Annotated in this window: 10 protein-coding genes; all 10 read left to right on the forward strand. The window is 64.1% G+C overall.

The window, feature by feature from the left end; genetic code table 11:
* Positions 1 to 18: 18 nt before the first annotated feature.
* The 10 genes from IFO71_RS07050 to IFO71_RS07095 all read left to right on the forward strand — a co-directional run bounded on the left by IFO71_RS07050 (position 19) and on the right by IFO71_RS07095 (position 24,750).
* Entirely contained in the window at positions 19 to 714 is a 696-nt protein-coding gene (locus tag IFO71_RS07050) for an RDD family protein (RefSeq protein ID WP_332309340.1), read from the forward strand.
* A complete protein-coding gene (locus IFO71_RS07055) occupies positions 711 to 1,706 on the forward strand; it encodes a stage II sporulation protein M (RefSeq protein WP_192028836.1) in 996 nt (331 codons plus the stop codon). The genes IFO71_RS07050 and IFO71_RS07055 overlap by 4 nt, the downstream gene beginning before the upstream one ends.
* Positions 1,696 to 3,294 (forward strand): DUF4129 domain-containing protein, encoded by a 1,599-nt coding sequence (locus IFO71_RS07060; protein WP_192028837.1) that lies wholly within the window; start codon positions 1,696 to 1,698, stop codon positions 3,292 to 3,294. The genes IFO71_RS07055 and IFO71_RS07060 overlap by 11 nt, the downstream gene beginning before the upstream one ends.
* Positions 3,291 to 4,496: a DUF4350 domain-containing protein gene (locus tag IFO71_RS07065; protein ID WP_192028838.1), complete on the forward strand. Its 1,206-nt coding sequence runs from the start codon at positions 3,291 to 3,293 to the stop codon at positions 4,494 to 4,496. Before IFO71_RS07060 ends, IFO71_RS07065 begins: the two co-directional genes overlap by 4 nt.
* On the forward strand, positions 4,493 to 5,491 hold the full coding sequence (locus tag IFO71_RS07070; protein ID WP_225444458.1) for an AAA family ATPase: 999 nt from the start codon (positions 4,493 to 4,495) through the stop codon (positions 5,489 to 5,491). Before IFO71_RS07065 ends, IFO71_RS07070 begins: the two co-directional genes overlap by 4 nt.
* Complete coding sequence (locus IFO71_RS07075) at positions 5,488 to 6,792, forward strand: DUF58 domain-containing protein (RefSeq protein ID WP_332309341.1); 1,305 nt, start codon at positions 5,488 to 5,490, stop codon at positions 6,790 to 6,792. The genes IFO71_RS07070 and IFO71_RS07075 overlap by 4 nt, the downstream gene beginning before the upstream one ends.
* 109 nt (positions 6,793 to 6,901) lie before the next feature.
* Positions 6,902 to 7,531: a DUF4339 domain-containing protein gene (locus IFO71_RS07080; protein WP_192028839.1), complete on the forward strand. Its 630-nt coding sequence runs from the start codon at positions 6,902 to 6,904 to the stop codon at positions 7,529 to 7,531.
* A 247-nt stretch (positions 7,532 to 7,778) separates the two neighbouring features.
* Positions 7,779 to 9,188 carry a hypothetical protein gene (locus tag IFO71_RS07085; RefSeq protein ID WP_192028840.1) on the forward strand — a complete coding sequence of 470 codons (1,410 nt, stop codon included), beginning with the start codon at positions 7,779 to 7,781 and terminating at the stop codon, positions 9,186 to 9,188.
* Positions 9,189 to 9,226: 38 nt separating this feature from the next.
* A complete protein-coding gene (locus tag IFO71_RS07090; protein WP_192028841.1) occupies positions 9,227 to 17,170 on the forward strand; it encodes an Ig-like domain-containing protein in 7,944 nt (2,647 codons plus the stop codon).
* A complete protein-coding gene (locus tag IFO71_RS07095) occupies positions 17,167 to 24,750 on the forward strand; it encodes a carboxypeptidase regulatory-like domain-containing protein (protein WP_192028842.1) in 7,584 nt (2,527 codons plus the stop codon). Before IFO71_RS07090 ends, IFO71_RS07095 begins: the two co-directional genes overlap by 4 nt.
* The last annotated feature ends 29 nt before the right edge of the window (positions 24,751 to 24,779 follow it).

Raw genomic sequence — 24,779 nt, forward strand, 5'->3', positions numbered from 1 at the left:
GCTGTTCGATTGAACTCCATGTTGTTGGACACCGAGCATCGGGTTGAGACGCCCGAGGGGGTGGCGCTGCGACTGCATCCCGCTGGGGTGATGTCGCGCGCCGTAGCCTGGGCGATCGATTTCGTCGTCCGCCTGTCTGCGCTGATGATCGGCTCGATGGTGCTGGGCTTTCTGGGCAAGACCGGAGCCGGGCTGACCTTGATCTTGCTGTTTCTGATTTATTGGTTGTATCCGATCCTGTTCGAAGTGCTGCGCAACGGCCAGACCATCGGCAAGCGCGCCATGGGATTGCGTGTGGTGCATGCCAACGGCACGCCGGTGGGCTGGCTAGCCTCCTTTCTGCGCAATCTGTTGCGCACGGTCGACATGCTGCCGGTGCTGTATGGGTTTGGCGTGCTGGCCAGTCTCGCCGATCCGCAATGCCGACGCCTCGGCGATCGTGTCGCCGGCACCCTGGTCGTTCATGAGCCCAAGCCGCCTGTTAAGACGGTGCTGCCGACACTGCAGGCAACACACCCGCCATTGGCCCTCAGCCTGAGCGAAAAGCAGGCGATCATCGATTTCGCCGAACGCTCGCCGGGCCTGACCTTGGAGCGGCAGGAAGAGCTGGCCGAGCTGCTGCAGCCGATGATCGAGCGCCGTGGCCCCGGCGCGGTGCGCCATCTGCACGCCATGGCCGCCACCTTGATGGGCCGTGCCGAGGCTGGCGCATGAAGCAGCATCAGTTCGAGACCGCGCATGAGGCGCGCTGGCAAAGCTTCGAGCACATGCTGGCCGCCAAGCCAGCGCGTGGAAAATCGCCGCCGGCCGATTTACGCGCCTATGCGGCTGAGTATCGACGGGTCTGCCAGGACTTTGCCCTGGCCCAGCGCCGCGGCTACAGCCCGGCACTGTTGGCGCGTCTGCAGGTCTTGATGCAGCAGGGCCATCACCGGCTGTATCGACCTCCCAAACCGCAGATGATGCGGGCAGTGAACTTCTTTGCCGCCGAGTATCCATGGCTGGTTCGTCGCAACAAGCAGTTTCACTTTGCCTCTGCCGCACTGTTCTTTGGGCCGTTCATTGCTTGCATGCTGATCCTGCAGTGGCAGCCGGAATGGGTGCATAGCCTGCTGGATTCAGAAATGATCGCGCAGATGGAAGACATGTACGACCCGAGCGCCGAGCGCTGGGGCGAGGCGCGCGACGCCGAGTCCGATCTGGAAATGTTCGGCGTCTACATCATGAACAACATCAGCATCGGCTTTCGTTGCTTCGCCAGCGGCTTGCTTGGCGCGATCGGGCCGGTATTCGTTCTGTTGTTCAACGGCGTCATCCTCGGTTCTGTGGCCGGCCACCTGACCGCCATCGGCCACGGCGACCCGTTCTGGCGCTTTTTCTCGGGTCACTCCGGTCCAGAGCTGATGGCGATCGTGATCTCGGGTGCCGCCGGCTTGAAGCTGGGCATGGCACTGATCGCACCGGGCCGACGTACCCGTGCCCGCGCGCTGTTGGAGGACGGTATCGAGGGTGCCAAGCTGGCGCTCGGCGTGTTCATGCTGCTGGTGTTCGCTGCCATGGTCGAGGCGTTCTGGTCGTCCACGGCCAGCACGCCGGCGGCCATCAAGTACACCGTGGGCATTGGCCTCTGGCTGTTGATCCTGATCTGGTTGTGGCGTGGCGGACGCAGCTATCAGCCCCCGGCTGCGGATCGTCATGCGCGTTGACGGACTTAACATCGTCTTGCGTCAGCGGCCGCCCTGGGAAGCGGCTGACCTCGGCATGGGGCTGGTGCGTCGACACGCCAGGGTACTGTTCGGTAGCTGGGCGCTGGCCACGCTGCCGGTGTTCCTGGCCTTGCACCTGGCGCTGACGCCCTTGGGTTACGCCTGGTTGGCCGGGCTGCTGTTCTGGTGGCTCAAGCCGATGTTCGATCGCTTGCCGATCTATGTGCTATCGCGCGGCATCCTCGGTCAGGAGGTGAGCATCAGGGAGGCGCTGAAACAGATGCGCTGGGGCTGGTCGCGGATCTGGCCCTGGCTGCTTTGGCGTCGATTGCATCCTGCACGCAGCTTGCTGCTGGCGATGGATCTGCTGGAACAGCCGGTGGGGCAGGCGCGGGCCGAACGCGCCCGTCTGCTCGGTCGTGGGCAGGCCAGCGCGCCACCGATGATCTGGCTGGTCGGGGCCCATCTAGAGCTGATGCTGTGGGGCTCGCTGATCGTTTTTGTGCTGATGCTGATTCCGGTCGAGTTCCTCGATGACTCGCTGAAGGCGATGTATGAACTGATGCTGGAAGAGCCGCCGCCCTGGGCTGAGTTTCTGCAGGGCATGGCCTATTGGTTGGCGGTGTGGGTGATCGAGCCGTTCTACGTCGGCGCCGGCTTCGCCCTCTATCTCAATCGCCGCACCGAGCTTGAGGCCTGGGATATCGAACTGGCCTTTCGGCGCCTGGCCAAGCGGGTGGCGGCGCTGACAGCCTCGGTGTGTCTCGCGGTGCTGCTGTGGTCTGGCGGCGTCGCCGGTGCTGACGCGAGGGCGGCGGCGCTCGATTCCTCAGCGCCTGAACTCGAGGTGGAGGCCACAGACACGAGCAAGGCTGAAGACAAGAAAGCGCCCAAGGGACAGGCGCTCAGCGCTCTGCTCGGCGAGCATTTCGAACCGCCCGAGCAGCGGTACCAGGAGGCGATGACCGAGGTGTTTCGCGACTCCGACCTCAACCCGAAGAAGCTGGTCGGCGAATGGCAGCGCATCGAAGAGCTCAAGCCGTCGTTGAATTCACCCACGCCGAGCTGGGTTCAGGGGCTGGCACAAGTCGTTGCCTTTCTGGTCGAGAACATCCTGTGGATCCTGCTCGGGTTGCTGCTTCTCTGGCTATTGATTCACTCGCGTCGCTGGTGGGCTGACTGGACCAGTGCGCTGCCGCCGCAGCGCCAGACAACTCAGTCGCCGCTGCTCGATCCGAAGGCGCCTTCGGCCTTGCCCGACGACATCCCGGCGGCGGTGCGTAGGCTGTGGCAGGAAGGACAGCCGCGTGCGGCGCTATCCCTGCTGTATCGCGGTGCGGTGGCTGCACTTGGCAGGCGACTGAGCCACGGCTTGGCGCCGGGGGCCACCGAATCGGAAGTGCTGCGCAGCGCGCGGCGCCTCGATGATCATGGCTTGGCGCAGTGGCTGGCCAACGTTGTGCGGACCTGGCAGACCGCCGCCTATGCCCATCGACTGCCGGAGCAGGCCGCCGTCGAAAGCCTGCTGCAGCAGTGGCCAGAGAGCGTACAGCATACCGATGCGCCGAGCTCGGAAGCAGGGTCATGAGCCGCGCGCAGACCATCGTCGGGCTGTGCCTGTTGCTGCTGACCGCCGTCGCCGTGTTTGCCTTTCTGCAGACCTATCACTACGTCGAAGAGGAAGTGTCGCTGCCGCCGCGCGGCGAGGCCCGCTACAACCCGCTGTATGCCCTGGGCGAAACCTTGCGCGGCATGGGCTATCCGGTGGAATCGCGCGCCTATCTGCAGTGGGAGTCGATGCAGCCGCAGCCGGGTGATGTGCTGTTGTTGGCCAGCCCACTTAGCAGCCTGTCTGAGCAGCAAGTGTGGGCCCTGCAGGAGTGGCTGTACGAGGGTGGTTTCCTCTTGTTTGCTGCGCCGGCCACCGAATCGGCACAGCAGTCCGAAATGCTGGATGAGCTCGGGCTGAGCGTGATCAGTGAGGAATTGCGGCAATGCCTGCTGTGGCGTGCTGCAGAGCAGGCCTCATCTGAGGTGTGCAGCGAGCTTAGCCTGTACTATCCGCACGATGACCTGATCTGGGCGCTCGACTATCAGAGACGCAGTCGAGCCGAGATCGAAGCATTGCGCGAACTGCTCGACGATGAGGACACCTCGATCAGCAGCGTCAGCAAGGTGCGTGGTGCGGCGGCAGCGACAGGCCGGTTCGCCGTCAAGGCGGCCTACGGTGATGGCGAGTGGATTGCCCTGGCCTCGTTCCAGCCGCTGGTGAAGAAGGCGCTGGAGAATGCTGCCAATGCAGAACTGGCCTGGCAGCTGCTGGCGCCCTGGCTGGGTGAGGGCAAGATTCATATCGTCTATGCCGTCGAAATGCCACCGGCTCATGTGATCCTGGTGCGCTACGGCTGGCCGGTGGTGCTGCCCTTGCTGTTGGCCCTGCTGGCCTGGCTGTGGGCGCGCAGCCAGAGTCTGGGGCCGCCGGTGCCCTTGCCCGGCATCGATCGACGCGCCCTGCTTGAACATATTGATGCCGCGGGGCAGTTCGCCTTTCGCGAGCAGCAGGTCGAGCCGCTATACGCAGAGTGTCGCAAGCGCTTTGATCTACAGCTGCAAAAGGAGCATCCCAGCCTGGCTGCTCTGCCTTTGGACGACCTTATCAAAGCGCTGGCCGAGCGCTGGAAGCTCGATCCCGCTGCGGTGGCGCAGGCGCTCAATCCACACCAGCTTGGGCGGGCTGAACAGTTCACGCTCGCCATCCGCACATTGACTCAGATGCAAGGATTGTCATGAACGAAGCGACTCCCCAACGCGCCGAGCAGGCGTTGATGCCGATCACCGAGCTCGGCGATCGGGTGGCCGCCATCCGCGATCAGGTGGCGCAGGCGTTCGTAGGGCAGGACGAGGTGCTCGATCAGATGTTGATCGCCCTGCTGTCGGCCGGACACGTGCTGCTGGAAGGCGTGCCCGGCCTGGGCAAGACCCTGCTGGTGCGCGCCCTGGCTGCAGCCACCGAATGCAGCTTCTCGCGCATTCAGTTCACCCCGGATCTGATGCCCAGCGACGTCTCCGGTCATGCCTTCTACGACCCGAAGAGCGAAAGCTTCAAGATCCGTCGCGGCCCGGTGTTCGCCAACCTGTTGCTGGCCGATGAGATCAATCGCGCGCCGGCCAAGACGCAGTCGGCCCTGCTGGAAGTGATGCAGGAGCAGCAGGTCACCATCGAATCGCGCAGCTTCGCGCTGGAATCGCCGTTCATGACCATCGCCACGCAGAATCCGATCGAACAGGAAGGCACCTACCCCTTGCCCGAGGCGCAGCTGGATCGATTCCTGCTCAAGCTGAAGATTGCCTATCCGGGGCTGGAAGATGAGGTCAGGATGGTGGCTGCGGTCAGTCAGGGCAAACGCGCCACCAGCTTCGATCTGAGCGCGGTCAGGCCAGTCGCCAATGGCGCCGACATCGTTGCCATGCAGCGTGCCACCGCGGCCATCGCGGTGGATCCGGTGGTGTTGGACTATGCCGTGCGGATCGCCCGCGCTACCCGCGAATGGCATGGCATTGCCATGGGCGCCGGGCCGCGCGGAAGTCTGGCCCTGGTCCGCTCGGCGCGCGGTCTGGCGGTAGTGCAAGGTCGCGATTTCGTCACCCCGGATGACGTACGCAGCATCGCTCTGCCGGCCTTGCGTCATCGCATTGCGCTGAGCCCGGAGATGCAGATCGAAGGACGCGGCGTGGAAGACATGCTGCGCGCCGTACTGGAGAAGGTGGAGGCGCCGCGTCAGTGAGGCCGGCCGCGGCACAATGGCTGGCGCTGATCGGCTTGGCCGCGCTCGGCGCGCTGGCGGTGTTCGGCTGGATGCCGATGCAGGCCTGGTGGGTGTGCGCCGCTGGCCTGGTTTCCATGCTGTTGATCGATGCCTGGCGTCTCAAACGCACTCCAAGCCCGGAGCTAGAGCGCGAGCTGTCGCCAGTGGTGCCGGTTGGGGTGCGGCGCGCCGTGCGTCTCGATCTGGCCAATCTGTCGCGCCTTCCGCTGGAACTCGATGTTCATGACGGCCACCCGGCCAGCTGGGCGATTCTGGGGTTGCCGCGTCGACTGCAGCTGGCGCCGGGCGGTCGGGCAGGTTTCGAGTATGAACTGCTGCCGGCGGCGCGTGGCGAGTACCAGTTCAGTGCCTGCCAGCTGCGTCTGCGTTCGCCCTGGGCGCTGTGGAGCCAGCAGCGGCAGCTGGATCTGCCGCATCGACTGCGGGTGTTCCCCAACTTCGCGCCGCTGGCCTCGTTGGCCCTGGTCGGTGCCGATCAGGCCTCGCGCACGATCGGCGCGCACCTGCAGCGCCGCCGCGGCGAAGGCACCGAGTTTCACCAGTTACGTGAGTACCGCATCGGCGACAGCATGCGGCAGATTGACTGGAAGGCCAGCCAGCGCGCGCGGCGCCTGATCTCGCGCGAGTACCAGGACGAACGCAACCAGCAGGTACTGATCGTGCTTGATTGCGGCCGGCGCATGCTGGCCGAGGATGAGGGCCTGTCGCACTTCGATCACAGTCTCAATGCGGCCTTGATGGTGGCCTATATCGCTCTGCGCCAGGGCGATGCCGTTGGCGTTTTGACCGCAGACGAGACGCCGCGTTTCATGCCGCCACAGCGTGGTCTGCACACCATCGACCGCATGCTCGATCACCTGTTCGACGTGCACGCCAAACCCATCGCAACCGACTTCATCGACGCCGCTACCCAATTGGCGATCAGGCAGCCGCGGCGTGCCTTGGTGCTTTTCATCACCAATGCCCGTGATGAGGACTGCGACGAACTGGCGGTGGCGGCTCGGCAGATGCAACGGCGGCATCTGGTTTGCATTGCCAGCTTGCGCGAACTGGTGTTGGACGAGGCAATGAAGCAGCCGGTGAAGGATCTCGACAGTGCGTTGCGTCATGCCGCTACCTTGCAGTATCTCGGCGAGCGCGATCAGGCCCATCGGCGGCTGCGCTCGCAGGGCCTGACCGTACTGGATGTTACCGCCAGACAATTGCCGCAAGCCTTGGTCGAGCACTATCTGGCGGTCAAGCGCGCCGCTCGTCTGTAAGCCCGACGCGCTTGGCTGACGGGAGAGCTGCGGGGGGCCGAACAGATGCCCGCTTGGTGCTAGATTGACGCTGGAATAGGCGGGCTAGTTCCACCGCGCCGGAGCCGTCATGGATGCGCCGCTGGAAGACGTAGACGACTGGTACTACAACAATGCCGACGGCGAGCAGGTCGGGCCGCTGAGCACGGCCGACCTGCGCTCGGCCTATCAACTCAGTCGGATCAGGGCCGATACCTTGATCTGGCGCGAAGGCATGGCCAGCTGGCGTGAGCTGCACAAGCTGGCCCCGGACCTTGGCATTCGCATCTTCATCAATGCCGAACGTTTCGTCGCCCCGGCGACCTCGGAACGTCTGGTGATGCCCCGTTGGTTGGGAATCGCGATTGTTCTGGCGCTGCTGCTCGGCTTCATGATCTGGCTGCCGACCCAATTCAGCATGGAGGTGGAGCGCCCCAGCCCGCTCGAAGTGGAGCGCAGGGTGGCCGATTCACGCGGCCTGCAGATCGAGATCGATCGCATCGTCGAACGTACCGGCCAATGCCCCAGCAACGGCCAACACGGCCTCAAGGCCCCCGCCGACTATGCCGAGGGAGCGCTGCGCGCCATCCGTATCCACCCGAAACTGGATGACAAGAAGGTTTGCGTGATCGACCTGATCTTTTCCGGCCAGCGGGTGCGGATCAGCCGCCAGGCTGAGCAGGGCTGGCAGGTGCACGATGCACCCGCAACAGGGCAATGACCGACGAACGGGCGGTTTGGCCGACAAGGGTGGACGCTTTTTTAGCAAATCCGCTCAAATTAGTGTGCGCCAGATCACGCTCTTCGCTTAGAATCGTGAGGTGACTGTGAAGTTGTACCGTCGCTAGACAGGTGCTGATTCACTCACGGCCTCGCTCTTGGAGTTGGGGCGATATCCAGGTCGCGATGTTGGGCTGCCCCTGGCAGTCGCAGCGGCCTTGCTTGCCTCAATCCGGAGTCTGCTGTCGATGATCGCTTGCCGTTCGCTGTGCCTTGTCTTTGCCGCTGCATTCGCCCTGCCTGCTGCTGCTTTTGATAGCGGCAGCACTGGTGCCAACGGTGCGCTCAATCCCAATGTCGACACCGAGGTCGAGCTGCCGGCCGACGGCGTGCTGCACTACAGCAGCATCAATATCCCCTCCGGCGTGACGGTTCGTTTTCGACGCAATGCCTTGAATACGCCGGTGACTCTGCTGGTCAGCGGCGACGCGACCATAGCCGGAGTCCTTGATGTCAACGGGCAGGACGCTGCCGACGCCAATGGTGCGGGAAACGGCAATGTCGGTGACGACGGATTGCCAGGTCTCGGTGGGCCCGGTGGCTTCCCAGGCGGTGCGGGAGCGGCGGCCAATGCGAATTCCACGGCGCGCGTTGCTCAATCCGGGCTCGGTCCGGGCGGTGGCCGGCCCAGCAGCCGCCCGACTGAGCCGTATCGAAACGGTACCGGTGGCAGCTTTGGCACCGTCGGCGAAGTTTATGGCGGTGCCACCGGGCCGACCTATGGCAATGTCGATTTGCTGCCCCTGGTCGGTGGCTCGGGCGGCTCCGGCGGCAATAGCTGGACCGGCCAGGGTGGCTCTGGCGGTGGCGGTGGTGGTGGCGCCTTGCTGCTGGCGGTCAGCGGGACTCTTAACGTTACCGGTACCATTCGCGCCAATGGTGGGCGTGGCGGCGACATTGGAAATACTCATAACACTGGACCGCAGCCTGGCGGCGGCGGCAGCGGCGGCGGCATTCGCCTGATTGCCAGCACCTTCACAGGCAACGGTGCGATCACCGCGACGGGCGGTCGAGAGGGGCGGTTCTCCAACCACAACCCGAATAGTGCGGGCGGCCTGGGCCGCATCCGCATCGAGGCCGAAGTGCTGTCGCGCACGGCCGGCACCAACCCCGCCTACACCCAGAGCACGCCGGGACCGGTGGTGATTGCCGGTGTACCCAGTCTGCGCATCGCCAGCGTCGCCGGCATCGCAGCGCCGGCAGCACCGACCGGTGGCGCCGACATCGTGCTACCCGAGGATGCGCTGGATCCGCTGGAAGTGATTATCGAAACTACCAATGTGCCGCTGGGTAACACGGTGTCGATCATTGTCACGCCGCCCAGTGGCAATCCGCAGACGGTGATTTCCAACGCAATTCAAGGTTCAGAGGCCAGCGGTAGTGCGCGGGCCAATGTCAGTTTCGGTGACGGCCTCAGCGTGCTGTTGGCGACGCTGAGTTATAGCGTATCCGGGCCGCAGGGCAAGGCCCTGGCCCGCTATACCGAGGGCGAGCCGGTGGTGCAGGTAGCGCTGGAGGCGGGACTGGGCGGATTGCCGCGCACCGTTCTGGTTACGGAGTCGGGACGACGGGTCGAACTACCGGCAGGGATCATGTAACGGCTAGTTAAGAATCCCCGCCCGGATCGCCGACGCTCATGTTCGGAGCCATTCGCTCGTGCCGGCTGAACGCGCACGCCTCGCGTCAGCGCGGCCTGCCGCTGTCTTGGCTGTTCAGCATCCTGCTTGCCTTGGCCTCGGCGGGCGCCCTGGCTGAGCCCGCGGCGGGCGCCAAGGATCTGCCCTTTGTGCTGCGCCCGGGCGATGTGGTGGCCAACGCCCCGCTTGGGGTGAAACGGCCTGTTGCAACGGTCATCGAACGCCAACTGTGGTCGCCGGCACTGGGCGTGCGTCGGCCGGTTGAACAGGTTGCCGAAGCACGGCTGTTTGTCGCCCCGACCCTCGGCGTTCTTCGCGGCGCCGGCGTGCGCAGCGTCGATCCGGCCCGCGTTTCCCTGGGCCAGGCCGACCAGCAGCTGAGTCTTAGCGGGCATGGCCTGCAGCAGGCAGCCAGTCTGCAGTTCGAGCCGGCCGATGGCATCGCGGTTGTCAGCCTTGACGCAGCGAGCGACGGCCAAAGCCTGCAGGTTGCTCTCGATGTGGCCAGCGATGCCAGCGTCGGCAAGCGACAACTACGCGTGCTGCGCGCCGATGGCAGCCGGATTCCGCCACTGACTTCAGAGGCCGGGCAGCTGCTGGTGGCCGCGGATGCGCCGATCATCGACAGCATTGCACCGGTTCTGCTCAATCCGGGCGATGCAGCGACCCTGGTGATTCGGGGTCGGCATCTGCGCGGATTGCCCATCGTCAGCAGGGGCGATGTCAATCAGCCGATCGTTCGGGTCCTGCCGGCAGACCAGATCAGCGTCGGCGATCAGCCAACCTATAACGACGCCGGCACCGAAGTGACCGTCCCGATCCAGATTGCGGCGACCGCGGCCCTGGGCCCGCGGCGGGTTGAGCTCGAGACTCTGAGCGGGGTCTCAGCGGCCGAGATGACGCCGGCCAACACCCTGCATATCAGCAGCCAGCCCTATGTCGTGCGCTCGCCCTGGGTGTCACCCTTGCTGCGAGTGCAGCGCGGCAGCGCGGCGCCGATTGTGCGCGATGTGGTCGGTGTGGCGGTCGGCGTCGTTCGCGGTGACTACATCGCCGATATCGCGCCGACGGCGGTCGAGCTGGATAGCGAGGTGCAACTGACCGTAACCGGCCGCGGGCTGTCCGCGGCCAGCGACCTGCGCATCCTGCCCGCGCATGGCATCGAGCAGATTGCCGGCAGCTTCAGCGCGTCGAACGAGCAGGTTCAAGTGCGGCTGCTAGTCTCTGCTGACGCCCAGCTCGTGCCGCGCAAAGTCGAAGTTCAGTTGCCGAGCAAGTCCTTGGTCGCGCCGCGACTGCTGCAGATTCGCGATCGCCAACCGCAGATCACGGCGCTCAGACCCACCTATCTGTTGCGTGACGGCAGCAGCCAGACGATCGAACTGCAGGGCAGCGCGCTCAGCCAGACCACTGCCGTGCGTCTGATTTCCGATCAGGGGCTGATCATCGAGAGTTACGAAGCGCTCGGCGCTGAGGCCGCCCGCATGGTGCTTCGCGCCGCGCCCGACGCCGCCCTCGGTGCTCGGTTGGTGCAGGTCAGCTCGCCGTCCTCTAGCAGCATCGATCAGCCGACGCCGGGCAACACCCTGTTTGTGCGCGACCGCAATCAGGTGCTGACGCCGCTGGTTTCACCGCTGCTCGGTGTGCGGCGCGGCAATGCGCAGCATTCCAGCCAGCTCGATTTCCACTCGCCGCTGTTGCGTGTGGTCCGTGGTGCCTATGCCGACCGGGTCAGTCCGAACATCGTGCGGCGCGGGCAGACCACGCAATTGCGCGTTGAAGGTCGCGGTCTGGATCAGGTTACATCGGTGGTCATTGCCGATGACCAGGGCATTACCCTGTCCACGCCGCAGCTGGCGGCCGATGGCCTGAGTCTGAGCTTCGATCTCACCATTGCCGCCGACGCCGCGCCGGGCAAGCGCCGAGTCGACCTGCAGCGTGTCAGCTCGCTGTTGCCCTTTGTGCCGCAAGACAGCGCCATCTTCGAAATCGACGACAACGATGCCGATGTGCCGGAAGGGACGTCGGACAGCTACAACCTGCACACCAACGCACTGATCGATGTGCCAGCGATCGAGGGCGTCCTTAGCAACGACTTCAATCCGCAGGGCGGCGCCATGCTGGCGGTGCTGCGCAGCCTGCCCAACTCCGGCACCTTGAATCTGCGCTCCGACGGCAGCTTCGTCTACACGCCGAATGCTGATTTCGTCGGCAACGATCGCTTCGAGTATTCGCCGGCAAATGCTGATGCCATCGGCAATTCGACTTCGGTCACCTTGCGTGTCACCGAACGCGACGACGCGGTCAACGATGAATATCTGATTGCTGACAATCAGGTGCTTGAGGTCGATGCGGCCAACGGCCTGTTAAGCAATGATCGAATCACCGCCGGCGCGGCGGTGGCCATCGTGCTGGAGAATGCCCCCAGCCGCGGCAGCCTGATTCTGGCCAATGACGGCAGCTTCCGCTATACGCCGAACGGCACGCCCGGCACTGAGGTGCTGCGCTATCGCCTGCAGGTGGATGGACTGCGCTCATTGCCGGCTGAATTCCGCATCATCGTGCAGGACGTCAATGAGGCACCGATTGCCGAGGACGACAGCTATGTCACCGATCGCGGCGTGCGCCTCGATGTGCCCAAGGTTCGCGGTGTACTGTCCAATGACAGCGATCCCGATGGCGATGTGCTGCAGGCCCGGCTGCTGGAGAATCCGGCGATCGGCTCCTTGTCGTTGAACAGCGACGGCAGCTTCAGCTATACCGCACCGTCCGACTTCGTCGGCAGTGTCAGCTTCCGCTATGAGGCGCAGGATCCGCGCGGGCTGCGTGTACCGGCCGAGGTGCGCATCACCGTCAACGACACCCTGGCGGCCGCCGACGACAGCTACGTGATGAACGAAGGCGAGGTGCTGTTCGTCGATGAGGTCAGCGGCCTGTTGGCCAATGACAGCGTGTTCCCGCAAGGGCCGCTGCGGGTGATCATCGTCGATCAGCCGGAGCTCGGTGTGTTGCAGGCGGCCAATGACGGTAGCTTCGTCTATACACCAAATTCCACCGATGTGTCGGGCATCGATGAGTTTATCTATCGGCTGCAGGATGACCGGGTCAGCTCGCCGACGGCGCGGGCGCGTATTGAGATCCGTGGCGTCAATGATCCTCCTGTTGCGGTCGCCGACAGTTATCTGACCGATGAAAATGCGCAACTCGCTGTGGCCGCGCCGGGCGTGCTGGACAACGACACCGATGTCGAAGATGACCTGCTCAGTGCCGAGCTCGTACGTCAGGCCGAGCATGGCACCGTCACCCTGCGCGCTGACGGTAGTTTCACCTACATTCCTGAGGTGAACTTCCGCGGCAACGACACCTTTGAATATGCCGCCAACGATGGCAACAGCAGCGGCCCGGCGGTGCAGGTCAGGATCCAAGTCACCCAACCGCCGACGGCCACCAATGACGTGTATCTGGTCGATGTCGATACACCGATCGAGATCACCGATCGGCGTGAAGGCTTGCTGGTCAACGATCATGACGCGCCGGAGAATGACCCGCTCACGGCTCTGATCGATACTCTGCCAGAGCACGGCGATCTGCTGCTCAACCCTGACGGCACCTTCCTGTACGCGCCCGATCCGGGCTACAGCGGCCTTGATGTGTGGACCTATCAGGTCACCGATGGGCGATCGAAGTCGAACGTTGGCACGGTGACCATGGCAGTTGGCATCACCAGTCTGCCGCGCGCTGTACCCGATGAGTATGAAACGGTGGAAGACGGTGAGCTGATTGTGCCGGCCGCCGAAGGTCTGCTGATCAATGATCTGGATGCGGATACACCGCTGGATGAGCTTGAGGCCTACCTGGTGGGTCGCGCCCGGCTCGGTGGCAGCGGTCTCGACGTCACAGTCAATCTTGACGGCAGCTTCCGGGTCAAGCCCTGGCCTAACTTCTTCGGCGAGACCTTCTTCGTCTATCAGGCCTATGACGGCACCGACATTTCCAATGGTGCGGTGGTCAAGATCATCGTCCATCCGGTGAATGATGGTGTTAACGCCGAGGACGACGCCTATGGCGTGATCCGCAACACCGTGTTCGATACCAACGGTTCGTCCTGGCCGATTCGTCGCAACGACAGCTGGGACGGTGATTTCACGGTCAACTTCGAAATCGTCGATCCGCCGGTACACGGCAGCGCGACCATCGATCCGGTCAGCGGCCGGCTGATCTACACGCCGGGTCAGGATTTCGCCGGCACTGATCAGCTGACCTATCGCCTGTTCCAGGTCGACACCGGAATTTCCGACACCGCCGTGGTGCGGTTCCGGGTCAATGCTCCACCGGAGGCGCGTCCCGACAGTTACAGCGTGACCGAAGACAGTCTGACCGAAGTCAGCCCCAGTCCGCTGGCCAACGACGTTGATGCCGATGGCGATCCGCTGGAGTTGGCCTATAGCAGCTTCAGTTACTACCTGCACGGAACTCACATTGTTCTGAGTGTCGATGATCGCCAGAACCCGACCGTGACCCAGATTCGCACCCAGGGCCACTACTACGGCACAGCCGTCTTCAACTATGTGATCAGTGACGGCACCCAACAGGACCGCGATGGCAAGATCACCGTCACTGTTGCGCCGGTGCCGGATGCTCCGATCACCATGGCGGACAGCTATCTGACCCAGCGCGACACCCCGCTGTCGATCAGCAGTGTGGCGCAGGGTCTGCTGAAGAACGACTACGATCCGGATACCCGTCCCTATGCCGGAGGACCGCAGTGGCCTGCGGCCAGCGGCGCCGACCTGCTGCCGATCAAGGCTGAACTGGTGAGTACGACCAGCCATGGCCAGCTCAGCCTGTCTGATACCGGCACCTTCTACTACGTGCCGCAGGCCGGCTACTCGGGCGTCGATCAGTTCATCTATCGCGTGCGTGACGGCACCGGTCGAGTCAGCGCCGACACCACAGTCAATATTCGGGTCAATTCGCCAGCGCAGGCCGCCGATGATGCCTATGTCGCTACCGAAGATGTGGTGTTGGTGGTTCCTGCTGCCGAAGGACTGTTGATCAACGACAGCGACATCGACGGCGATGCGATCTATGCCTCAGCAGCGGGCGGCTGCGCGCCCTGTCATGGTCGCGTCACCATCCAGGCCGATGGCAGCTTCCGCTATACGCCGGATCGCGACTATCACGGTCTGGACGAGTTCTATTACCGAGTCAGCGACGGCATCGCCGGCCAGGATGTCGGTCGGGTCAGCATCACCGTCCTGCCGGTCAACGATGCGCCGATTCCCGACTCCGACACCTACCGCACGCGGGAAGACGAAGTGCTGGTGGCACCCGAGCCGCAGGGCGTGATGCGCAACGATCGCGAGGTCGATGGCGACGGTCTTGAGCGGAGTGAGATGCTAAGTGAGGCCAGTCACGGCGCGGTGGAGTTCCAGCCTGACGGTAGCTTCACCTACACCCCGGATGTCGACTTCAACGGCGACGACAGCTTCCGCTATCGCGTGTACGACACGACCGGCCTGTACGCTGACGAAATCGTCGAGATCCACGTCACGCCGGTCAATGATGCTCCGACGGCGGTCGACGATAGCTACAGCACGCCGATGGATCAGGAGCTGTGGGTGGCGGCCGATGCCGGTGTTCTGATCAACGACAGCGATGTCGATGGTCCGAACTTGTCGGTCAGCCTGATCGGACCGCCGCAGCATGGTCAGCTCAGCCTGCAGCCTGACGGCGGCTTCCGTTACCAGCCCAATGGCTTCTTCAGTGGAGTTGATCAGTTCCGCTACCAGATCGACGATGGTCTCGGCGCCCTGGCCGTGGGTACCGCCCTGATCCAGGTGACCTCGGTGGATCCTGAGGTTGAGGTGGTGGGCGAGAACGACTTCTATCGCTTCGAAGGGCCACGCCTTGAGATCAACGCGCCCGGTGTGCTTGGCAATGACCGTATCGACGGCGCCGGGCGTGACACGCTGCAGGCCGAGCTGGCCATCCCGCCCAACGTCGGCACGCTGCAGCTGAATGCGGATGGCAGCTTCGTATTCCAGGCGCCTGACGGCTATGTCGGATTGCTTGGCTTCACCTATGTCGTGCGCTCCGGTGATGCCACCGCCTTGGCCCGGGTCAGCCTGGATGTGCAGCGCACGGTCAACGTGCCGCCGCAGGCGTTTGGTGAGAGCTATGGCGTGCTGGAAGACGCCATCCTGGATTCGCGGCCGATTGCCAGCCTGCTGGCCAACGATCGCGATCATGAGCGTGCGCCGCTGCAACTGGAGGTGTTGGACGCTCCCGAGCACGGTCAGCTCGAGCTACTGACCGGCGGCCACTTTGTCTACCGACCCAATCCCAACTTCCACGGCAACGATCGGCTGCGCTATCGGGTCAGTGATGGCCAGGCCTGGTCGCAGCCGGCTGAAGCCGCGCTCAGCGTGTTTGCCCAGAACGATACGCCCGAGGCGCAGGACGATATCTACCGCGTCGAACAGGATGTTGCGTTGCAGGTGGCAACGGCCGATGGAGTACTTAGCAACGACATCGATGTCGACGGTGACACGTTGATGGTGGAACTGGTCGACGCACCTCGCAAAGGCCAGCTGCAAATGGATCCGGAGGGGGGATTCATTTACCTGCCGTTGCCAGGTGCAATCGGTGAGGACAGCTTCCGCTATGCGGCCAGCGACTTGCTGGCGCTGGCCACCGCCACCGTTCGACTGAATATCGCGCGCGACAATCAGCCGCCGCTGGCGCAGGGCGAGCGCTATGTGATCGACGAGGATCATCTGCTGAACAGCCGCAGCGTTGGCGGGCTGCTCCGAAACGACAGCGACCCCGATGGCGATGCGCTCAGCGTGATCCTGGTCGAGCTGCCAGCCCACGGTGAGCTGGAGCTTGATGGTCAGCATTTCCGTTATCGCCCGACGGCCGATTTCTTCGGTCAGGATGCGTTCCTGTACCAGGTCAGCGACGGCGAATTCCTCAGCGACACGGTCACGGCTGAGATCGAGGTCACCGCGGTCAACGATGCGCCACGCGTGCAGCACGACCTCTACAGCGTCATTCAGGGCAACGTGCTCCTGGTGGACGCGGCGCACGGCGTCCTGGTCAATGACCGCGATGTGGAGTCCGATCCGCTCACGCTGAGCGTTCACGGCGCGCCCGGCCACGGCACCCTGCAGCTGGCCGCCGACGGCAGTTTCCGCTACCAGCCCAACGCCGCGTTCAATGGTCGCGATGAGTTCATCTATCGACTCAGCGATGGCCGCGCGCAGGCACTGGGTCGCGTAGCGATCGACGTCACGCGCGGCAGCAACGTTCGTCCGCAGGCACAGGGTGAGCGCTACAGCCTGGCCGAAGATACCGTGTTCGACTCGCGCAGCTTCAGCAGCCTGCTTAGCAACGATAGCGATCCGGAGGGTGTTGCTCTGAGCCTGGTGCCCATAGAAGAGCCAAATCAAGGCCTCACCGAGTGGCTGCCCAATGGCCATGTGCGCTACACGCCGGTTCGAGATCAGTGGCAGCCGGTCGAAATCCGCTACGCGGTCAGCGACGGCGAGATGCAGTCGGACTCTGTTGCCCTGCGCATCGAGTATCTGCCGCAAAACGACCCGCCACAGGCAGTTGCCGACCTCTACTACCTGCCGCCCGGCCTGAACAAGCTGGAAGCTGCGGTGGAACGCGGTGTGTTGGTGAATGATAGCGATCCCGACGGCGATGCCCTGGTTACCACCGTGGTCAGCGGGCCCGAGCATGGCCAGCTGCTGCTGAATTTGGACGGCAGCTTTGACTATCAGCCCAACTCGCCGCGCGCCGAGCGTGACGGTTTCCGCTATCGCGCCTCCGATGCACAGGGCGAGAGCGGCGAGGCCGAGGTGCTGCTGCTGATGGATCCGCAGTCGGCGCCGACCTCCATCTTTAAAGACAGTTTCGAGTCTCCCCAGCCATGAACAAGACGTTTCGGCAGGTCCTGGGCTTGTTTGCCCTGCTCTGGACCTTACCCGCTCTGGCCGACCTGCAAGGCGGATTGGATTGGCTGCGCGCCCGCGATGCTGCCGGCGGCGTACATCGCAGCCAGGATCTGGCTGGCGCGGTGGATACCAATGCCGAAGCCTGGCTCAGCCTGCATCTGCTCGGTGCCACCCAGGGTGTGCCCGGACTGGCCGCGGTCGCTGCCGAGCAGGCCGACGAGTCGACCCTGTCGCGCGCGCGGCAGGTGTTGATCAAGCTGCAGCAGGGCAGCAGTGGTGATCAGATCATTGCCGGCCTCTTGCGTGAGCAGCGCGCCGATGGGGGTTTTTCCTCGCATGCCCAGGGCGGCAGCGATGCGCTCAGCACCGCCTGGGTGTTGTTGGCGCTGGATCGCGCCGGACGCGGTGCGCAAACCCCGGCGCAGCGCGCCCTGGCCTGGCTGTTGGCCAGCCAGCGTGCCGACGGCGGCTGGCCGGCCAACTCGGCATCGGAATCCTCGCTGTGGATCAGCGCGCAGGTCGCCCGAACTCTGCAGGCCTACGCCACCCGCTTTGCCCTGAGCGCCAGTCTCACCAAGTCACGCAACTACATGCTAAGTCGACAGCGCGCCGATCACAGCTTTGGCGAGCTGTTCGAGACCGCACAGGCGCTCGACGCGCTAGTGGCGCTGGCGGCTGAGCGCACGGCCATCGATCGTGGTATCGCGCAGCTGGCCGGCCTGCAGCTGGCCAATGGCAGCTTTGCCGATGACGCCTATCAGACGGCCCTGGCCTTGCGCGCCTTGCATGCCCACGCCCAGCCGGTGATCGATCCGACCATGGCCCAGCTGCGCGGTCGGGTGATCGCCGCCGACACCGAGCTACCGATCACAGGCGCTAGCCTGGTGTTAAGCGGCGCCGGTAGCAGCACCATCACCAGCAACAACAGCGGTGAGCTTCATGCCGACAATCTGCCCGGTGGGCAGTATCAGGCGACCTTGAGTTATGCCGGCATGCAGTCGGTCAGCTTCGAGTTCACCGTGCCCGGCGGTCGCGCCATCGATCTTGGCACGCTGCGCATGTACCAGCGACAGGGCATCGGCAACCCGTTCGGCGTGATTCGCGGCCGCACCGTCAATGCCACCACCGGCGAGCCGGTGGCCGGTGCCCGAGTGCGAATGGAGAGCCCGGCTAACGAGGTGTTAAGTGATGCCGACGGCCGCTTCCAGTTCCTGCAGGTGCCGCCGGGGCCGGTGCGCCTGCTGGCCGATGCCGGCGGTTATTGCTCGGCGGCCATGGATGCCACCAGCGAAGCCGGGGCGGTGCTGGAGGCCACCTTCCGGTTGAATCCGCGCGAGAACACCGGCACCACCGCCATTGTGCGCGGAGTGATTCTGCATGGTCAGACGCAGGCGCCACTGGCCGACGTGCAGGTCAGCGCCAGCGTCGGCGGTCCGACGCCCAGCGCTAGCACAGCCGCCGATGGCAGCTACGAGCTGGTGCTGGATGCCGACGGCATTGTTGAGTTGCAGGTGGCGAAGACCGGCTTTGATTCGGTCTCACTTAGCACGCTGTTGGTGCCGAACCAGGTGTTCGCCTTCTCGCCGCGCCTGTATCCCACCGGTGAAACCCCACCCGATGCCAACCGCGCGCTGATTCGTGGCGTGGTGGTCAATCAGGCCAACCGTCAGCCGATTGCCAATGCCTTGATCGTGGTCACCGATCCGGCCGGACAGCAGAGCCTGCGCAGCGCCAATGATGGTCGCTTTGAAATCAGCGCACTGACCGGGCCCGAGGTGCGTATCTCGATCAGCGCCGATGCCTTCGATCCGGCGCGTCTGCTGGTGCCGATCCAGCCGCTGGAACAGCGTGATATCGGCACCGTGGGCCTGAAGCCGACGGCGATCGATTTCTATTTCCCCGATCTGGCCATCGTCGACAGCACGCTGTCCACCACTGAGCCCGATCTGTTCTCGCTGTCGCAGGGCTTCGAAGTTGAGATCGTCAATCGCGGTACTGCCAATGTGGTGCAGGATTTCGATCTGATCGGCTTTGTCGACAGCAATGGCAACGGCGTGTTCGACGTCGGCATCGAATCGGAAGCCGGGCGCGTGCGCGTCAGTGAAGACCTGCCGATCGGCGGCAGTGCGACGGCCACGATTGCGGTCAGCGCCCAGCTCAATTTCCGCGATGCGCCGATCGCCTTCCTGGTCGATGTCGAAAACGAAGTGCCGGAGCAGGACGAAGACAACAACCACGGCTCCAGCTTGCTCGGCTGCCGTGTCACCCCGGCCTTTATCGGTAACGACACCATCGAAGAGGCCTGGCGCTGGGACGGCCTGTCCAGCAATCCAAACATCCGCTCCTTGAATCAGGTGCCGGTGGTTGGCCAACTCACCGACGACAACGGCGACGGCGTGATCAATGAATACGATATTCCCGATATCGTCTTCGTCGCCGCGCAGCGCAATCAGTGGGGCCCGGCCAGCACCGCCCTGGTGGCGATCGATGGCCGCGGTGGCGGTGAGCACTGGGCACGCACCGACGTCAATCTGTCGCATTTCAGTTCACTGGCCCTGGGCGATATCGACAACGACGGCATCGCCGAGATCGTCGGCGTGCGCGGCTATCGTCAGGAGCTGATCGCCTTTGAACACACCGGTCAACTTAAGTGGCGGGTGCCACTCTCAGGCCCCAGCGTGCCTGAGGTGATCCTGCCGCCGCCGCCCTATGTCTACGATCAGATCACCATCGTCAATCTGGAGGGCGACAACGAGGCCGAAGTGATCCACGGTCGACAGGTATTCCGCGGCATCTCCGGCGAAAAGCTGTGGGAAGGCGAGCACGATGCCGGCGGTGACGGTGGCAAGCCGATCAATGCGCCGGTGGCCGAAGCCTTTGGCGTTGGTTCGATTGCCGCCGACATCAATATGGACGGCATCATGGAAGTGGTGGCCGGGCGCAGCGCCTACGATGCCGATGGCCGCACCCTGTGGCATCGCGCGGACATCAAGCCCAATCCCTATCAGGACGCCGATGGCACGCCGATGAACTCCTCGGGCCTGAATGCGATCGGCAACTTCGATCTGGATGATTTCCCCGAGATCGTGCTCAGCATCAACGATGAGCTATACCTGCTGGAACACACTGGCGAGACCATCTGGGGACCGAAGTTCGCTCCGGATTTCGGCGAGATGGGTGCGCCTTCGGTGGCCGATCTTGATCGCGATGGCCTGCCCGAGATCATGATCTCGTCGAACGAGCGCCTCACCGTATTCGAGTCGGATGGTACGGTTAAGTGGACGGCGACCATTCACGACCAGTCCGGTGTCACCAGCGCCACCGTGTTCGACTTTGAGAATGACGGTCTGTACGAAGTCATCCATATGGACGAAGAAGACTTCCGCATCTTCGACGCCCTGACCGGCGCGCGTCTCTACGAAACCCGCAACACCTCGGTCACCGTGTATGAGTTCCCGGTGGTGGCCGATATCGACGGTGACAAGCAGGCCGAGATCATCCTGACCGGCTTTGATCGCGACTTCCAGGCTGGCGTCACGCCGGGCATCCGCGTGTTCAAGGCGCGCAACGGTGCCTGGGCCGATGCCGGTTCGGTGTGGGGCTCGCAGAGCTTCCATATCAACGAGGTCAACGAAGACAGTACGGTGCCGTTGCTGGAAACGCCGTCCTGGCTGACCCACAACACCTACCGCGTGCAGCGCAGCCCGTATCCTGACCCGCTGGGCATGCCGGATTTCAGCGTCGGCGAGCTGCGCCTGATCGATCAGGGCCCGGGGCGCAATCCCACCGTGCAGGTGCGAGTTGGCAATGCCGGCCCGGTCGATGCCCACGAGCCACCGTGGATTGGCGTGTATCGTGGCGACCCGGCCCAGGGCGGCGTGTTGCTGACCGAGACCCGTCTCGACACCCTGCGCCCGGCCCGCTTCCAGATTGTCGACCTGGGCGAGGTGAGCCTGAGCGGCAGTGGTGATCTGTATGCTGTGGTCGACCAGCGCGGCCGCGCCACTGAATGCCGCGAAACCAACAATCAACGCCAGGTGCCGTTCGCGGCCGCCAATGGCCGCGGCCTGTTGCAGCTCAGCACCGATCGGAGTGCTTATCTGCCGGGGGCTCAGGTGATGATCGAGGCGCGGGTGGAGAATCGCGGCGGTATCGCGGCGGACTTCCGTGTTGAGCTCAGCCTGTACAACGCGCAGAACCGCCTGATCCAGCGTTTTGATGACCTGAGCGCTCAAGCCGTCGGCACGACACTGCCGCGGCTGCTGACCCAGGCGTGGTTCAGTGGCGATGCGCTGGGTGGCGCCTACCGCGTGGAGGGGCGGCTGTTGGATCGTCAGAACCAGCTCGTTTCCAGTGCCAGCACCCTGTTCGCCATCGAAGGCAGCGGCAGCGGTGCCAGCCTGCGTCTGCTGACCGACAAGGCCAGCTACCGACCGGGTGAGCCGGTGTTCCTGCAGGTCGAAGCGCGCAACCTGTCAGCATCTGAGCTGATCCGTTCGCCGCAGATCCTGCTGTCTACCCTGCACAACGGTGTGGAAGTGGCGCAGCGTACACTGGAGCTTGAAGACTTGTTCGCCGGTGCCGTGTTCCAGGTCGAACTGGGCGTCGAGGCCAGTGAACCGGCCGGCAACTACAGCGTGGCGGGTGTATTGCGGTCGGCCTTGACCCAGGCTGATCTGGCCAGTGATAACGCCGAGTTTGAGCGGCTTCTGGACGCCAGCGCAGCGATCAGTGGCAGCGTCGATGCCCAGCTGGCGCGTTTGACGGTCGGGCAGACGCAGAACTGTCTGATGACGGTACGCAATCAGGGCACGGCGGCAGTCAGCGGCCTGCAGGTGCGCCGTCGAGTGATGGCCGAGGCCGGATCCGAGGTGAAACTGGAGGTTAGCGAGGCGGTTTCCCTGCCAGCGGCGGGCAGTCAGGCTGCCAATCAGATCGTGGCAACCCAAGGCTATGCCGATGGTCTCTATGCCTGCGTGCTGGAAGTACAGCAGGGCAGCGGCTGGCGTGTGCTCGACTCGGAAGCTTTCGAAGTGGCCGGCAGCACCCAGCCGGGTATCCTGGTCACGCCGATCAGCGGTTTGGTCACCGACGAAGACGGCGCCAGCGCCAGCTTCAGCGTGGTGTTGCAGAGTCCGCCCAGTGCCCTGGTGCGCATTGCCTTGCAGCCCTCGGACAGCGCCGAGTGGCGACTGTCGACTCAGGAGCTGAGCTTCAGTCCCGCCACCTGGAATATTCCCCGTCAGGTCGAGGTGCAGGGGCTGGATGATGATCTGCCCGATGGTGATCAGCTCGGCCTGATCCGAACGCTGCCGGCGCAGAGTGCCGATGCCAGCTATCAGGCCATGGATGCCGATGATGTCGAGGTCACCAACCGAGACAATGATGGCGCGCAGATTCTGGTCAGCCCGAGCAGCATCGAAACGTCGGAGGATGGCAGCCTGGCCAGCATCGAGGTGCGTCTCAGTTCGCCACCGACTTCGCCGGTGCTGATCGCGCTGCGGTCCAGTGATGCCGGAGAATGGCAGCTCGACCGCAGCAGCTTGAGCTTCGATAGCGGCAACTGGAATCAGGTGCAGTTGATCGAGGTGAGTGGTCAGGACGATGCCGAGGTCGATGGCACCCAGCTGGGCTGGATCGAGCTATTGCCGGCGCAAAGCGGCGATCCCGCCTATGCCGGTCGCGATCCGGTCGATGTGCGCGCGCGCAACCTCGACAACGATGTGCCCGAAGTCTTGCTGAGCCCGGCGCAGCTGATCACCAGCGAGGGTGGGCCGGCTCAGGCCTTCCAGCTGCGCCTCAGCGCGGCGCCCAGCAGCCCGGTGCGGATTCCGATCGGGCCAGTCGACAGCTCGGAGTGGCGCATTCTCGCGCTCGAAGCGGTGTTGACCAGCGACAACTGGCAGGCCGGTGTCAGCGTGCTGGTGGAACCGATGGACGACCAGGAGGCTGACGGAGATCAGCTCGCCGACCTGCAGCTCGGACCTAGCCTGAGCAGCGATCCGCAATTCCATCAGCTGGCTGTGCCGATCCTGTCGCTGCGCAATATCGACAATGACGGTGTGCAGATTGTGGTCACCCCGACGGCTCTGGTGGTGAGTGAGGCGGGTAGCACAGCTGGGTTCGACGTGCGGCTCAGCGAAGCGCCCAGCGACGAGGTGCGGATCGCGCTCAGCAACACCCGCAGCGACGAGTTCAGCCTGTCGGTCAGCGAGCTGCGCTTTGCCGCGGGTGAGATAGGACCGCAGTTGGTGCAGGTGACCGGTATCGACGACGACCTGCTGGACGGCAACCAGGCCGGTCTCGTTGTGCTGGCTGCGGCGCAGAGCAGCGATCTTCGCTACCACGGTGCCAAGCCGCGGGATGTGGCGGTGACCAGTCTGGATGATGAGATCGCCTCGATCGTGGTGCTGCCAGAAACGCCCCTGATTACCGACGAAACCGGCAGCTCAGTCGAGTTCTCGCTGCAGCTCAGTGCGGCGCCAGCCGCCGAGGTGCGGGTGGCGATCGATACCCCGGACGCCAGCGAGTGGCTGCTGGAACGCAGCGAGCTGATCTTTGACGTTAACAACTGGCAGCAGGCGCAGACCGTGCGCGTGACCGGCGTCGACGACGACCTGCTCGACGGCGATATCCAGGGCCTGCTGCGTCTGCTGCCGGCAGTGTCGACCGATCCACGTTTCAACGGCATTGATCCACGCGATTTGCCGCTGATCAACCGCGATGACGAGATGCCAGGGCAACAGACCTCGCTGGTGGTGGTGCCGCTGGATCTCGATCTCAACGAGTCGGGCGACGGCGGTCGCCTGCAGGTGTCGTTGAGTCGAGCGCCTTCGGCGCCGGTGCAGCTGCGCATCGAGAGCTCTGATCTGTCGGAGGTTGAGGTGTCGCCGGCCACCCTCGACTTCAGCGTCGACAACGCGCTGCAGCCGAAGACAGTGGAACTGGTAGCTGTGGATGATGCGGTGGCCGACGGTCTGCAGACGGTGCAGATCATGGTGTCGATCGGCGCCACCGATGACGCACAGTTTGCGGTTCTACCGCCGATCAGCCTGACCGCGCGCAACGCTGACGACGACACACCGGCGGTGCGTCTGGCGGTCAACGGCAAGACCCAGCTGGTCGAGGGCGAAAGCTCACAGCTCTCGCTGTGGCTGGAGTCGCGCCCGCAGGCCGAGCTGGAGATTGACCTGACGGTGGCGGTGATGGCCGGCGCGCCGAGCGCGCAGTCCTTCAGCCTGACACCGATGCGGGTAGTGATTGGGCCGGACAACTGGCAGCAGCCGGTGTCGCTGCGACTCAGCACCCGCGATGACCTGACCGCCGCCGGCGCCTACCGGCTCAGCGTGCAGGGTCAGGTGATGAACGCCGCTGATCCAGGTTACAGCGGGCTGCAATCAGACACGGTGCTGTTCGGCGTGATTGATAACGACCAGGACGCCGTGGCGGTGCCGGTAGACCAGCGCGGCATGCTGATGATCCTGGCCCTGGCTCTGGCCCTGTTGGGCGGCGCGGCGCAGCTGAGGCGGGCCGCGTCTGCTGCGCAGCGCCGATGCTGATGATTGAACTAAACGTTATGTTGAAGGAT

This window comes from Pseudomarimonas arenosa (assembly GCF_014841215.1).
Taxonomy (GTDB): Bacteria; Pseudomonadota; Gammaproteobacteria; order Xanthomonadales; family Xanthomonadaceae; genus Pseudomarimonas; species Pseudomarimonas arenosa.

Bases quoted from the DNA above. Each gene is read 5' to 3' on its own strand.
- IFO71_RS07080 (WP_192028839.1), top strand. From the start codon at position 6,902: ATGGATGCGCCGCTGGAAGACGTAGACGACTGGTACTACAACAATGCC.
- IFO71_RS07050 (WP_332309340.1), top strand. From the start codon at position 19: ATGTTGTTGGACACCGAGCATCGGGTTGAGACGCCCGAGGGGGTGGCG.
- IFO71_RS07070 (WP_225444458.1), top strand. From the start codon at position 4,493: ATGAACGAAGCGACTCCCCAACGCGCCGAGCAGGCGTTGATGCCGATC.
- IFO71_RS07090 (WP_192028841.1), top strand. From the start codon at position 9,227: ATGTTCGGAGCCATTCGCTCGTGCCGGCTGAACGCGCACGCCTCGCGT.
- IFO71_RS07065 (WP_192028838.1), top strand. From the start codon at position 3,291: ATGAGCCGCGCGCAGACCATCGTCGGGCTGTGCCTGTTGCTGCTGACC.
- IFO71_RS07095 (WP_192028842.1), top strand. From the start codon at position 17,167: ATGAACAAGACGTTTCGGCAGGTCCTGGGCTTGTTTGCCCTGCTCTGG.
- IFO71_RS07060 (WP_192028837.1), top strand. From the start codon at position 1,696: ATGCGCGTTGACGGACTTAACATCGTCTTGCGTCAGCGGCCGCCCTGG.
- IFO71_RS07085 (WP_192028840.1), top strand. From the start codon at position 7,779: ATGATCGCTTGCCGTTCGCTGTGCCTTGTCTTTGCCGCTGCATTCGCC.
- IFO71_RS07055 (WP_192028836.1), top strand. From the start codon at position 711: ATGAAGCAGCATCAGTTCGAGACCGCGCATGAGGCGCGCTGGCAAAGC.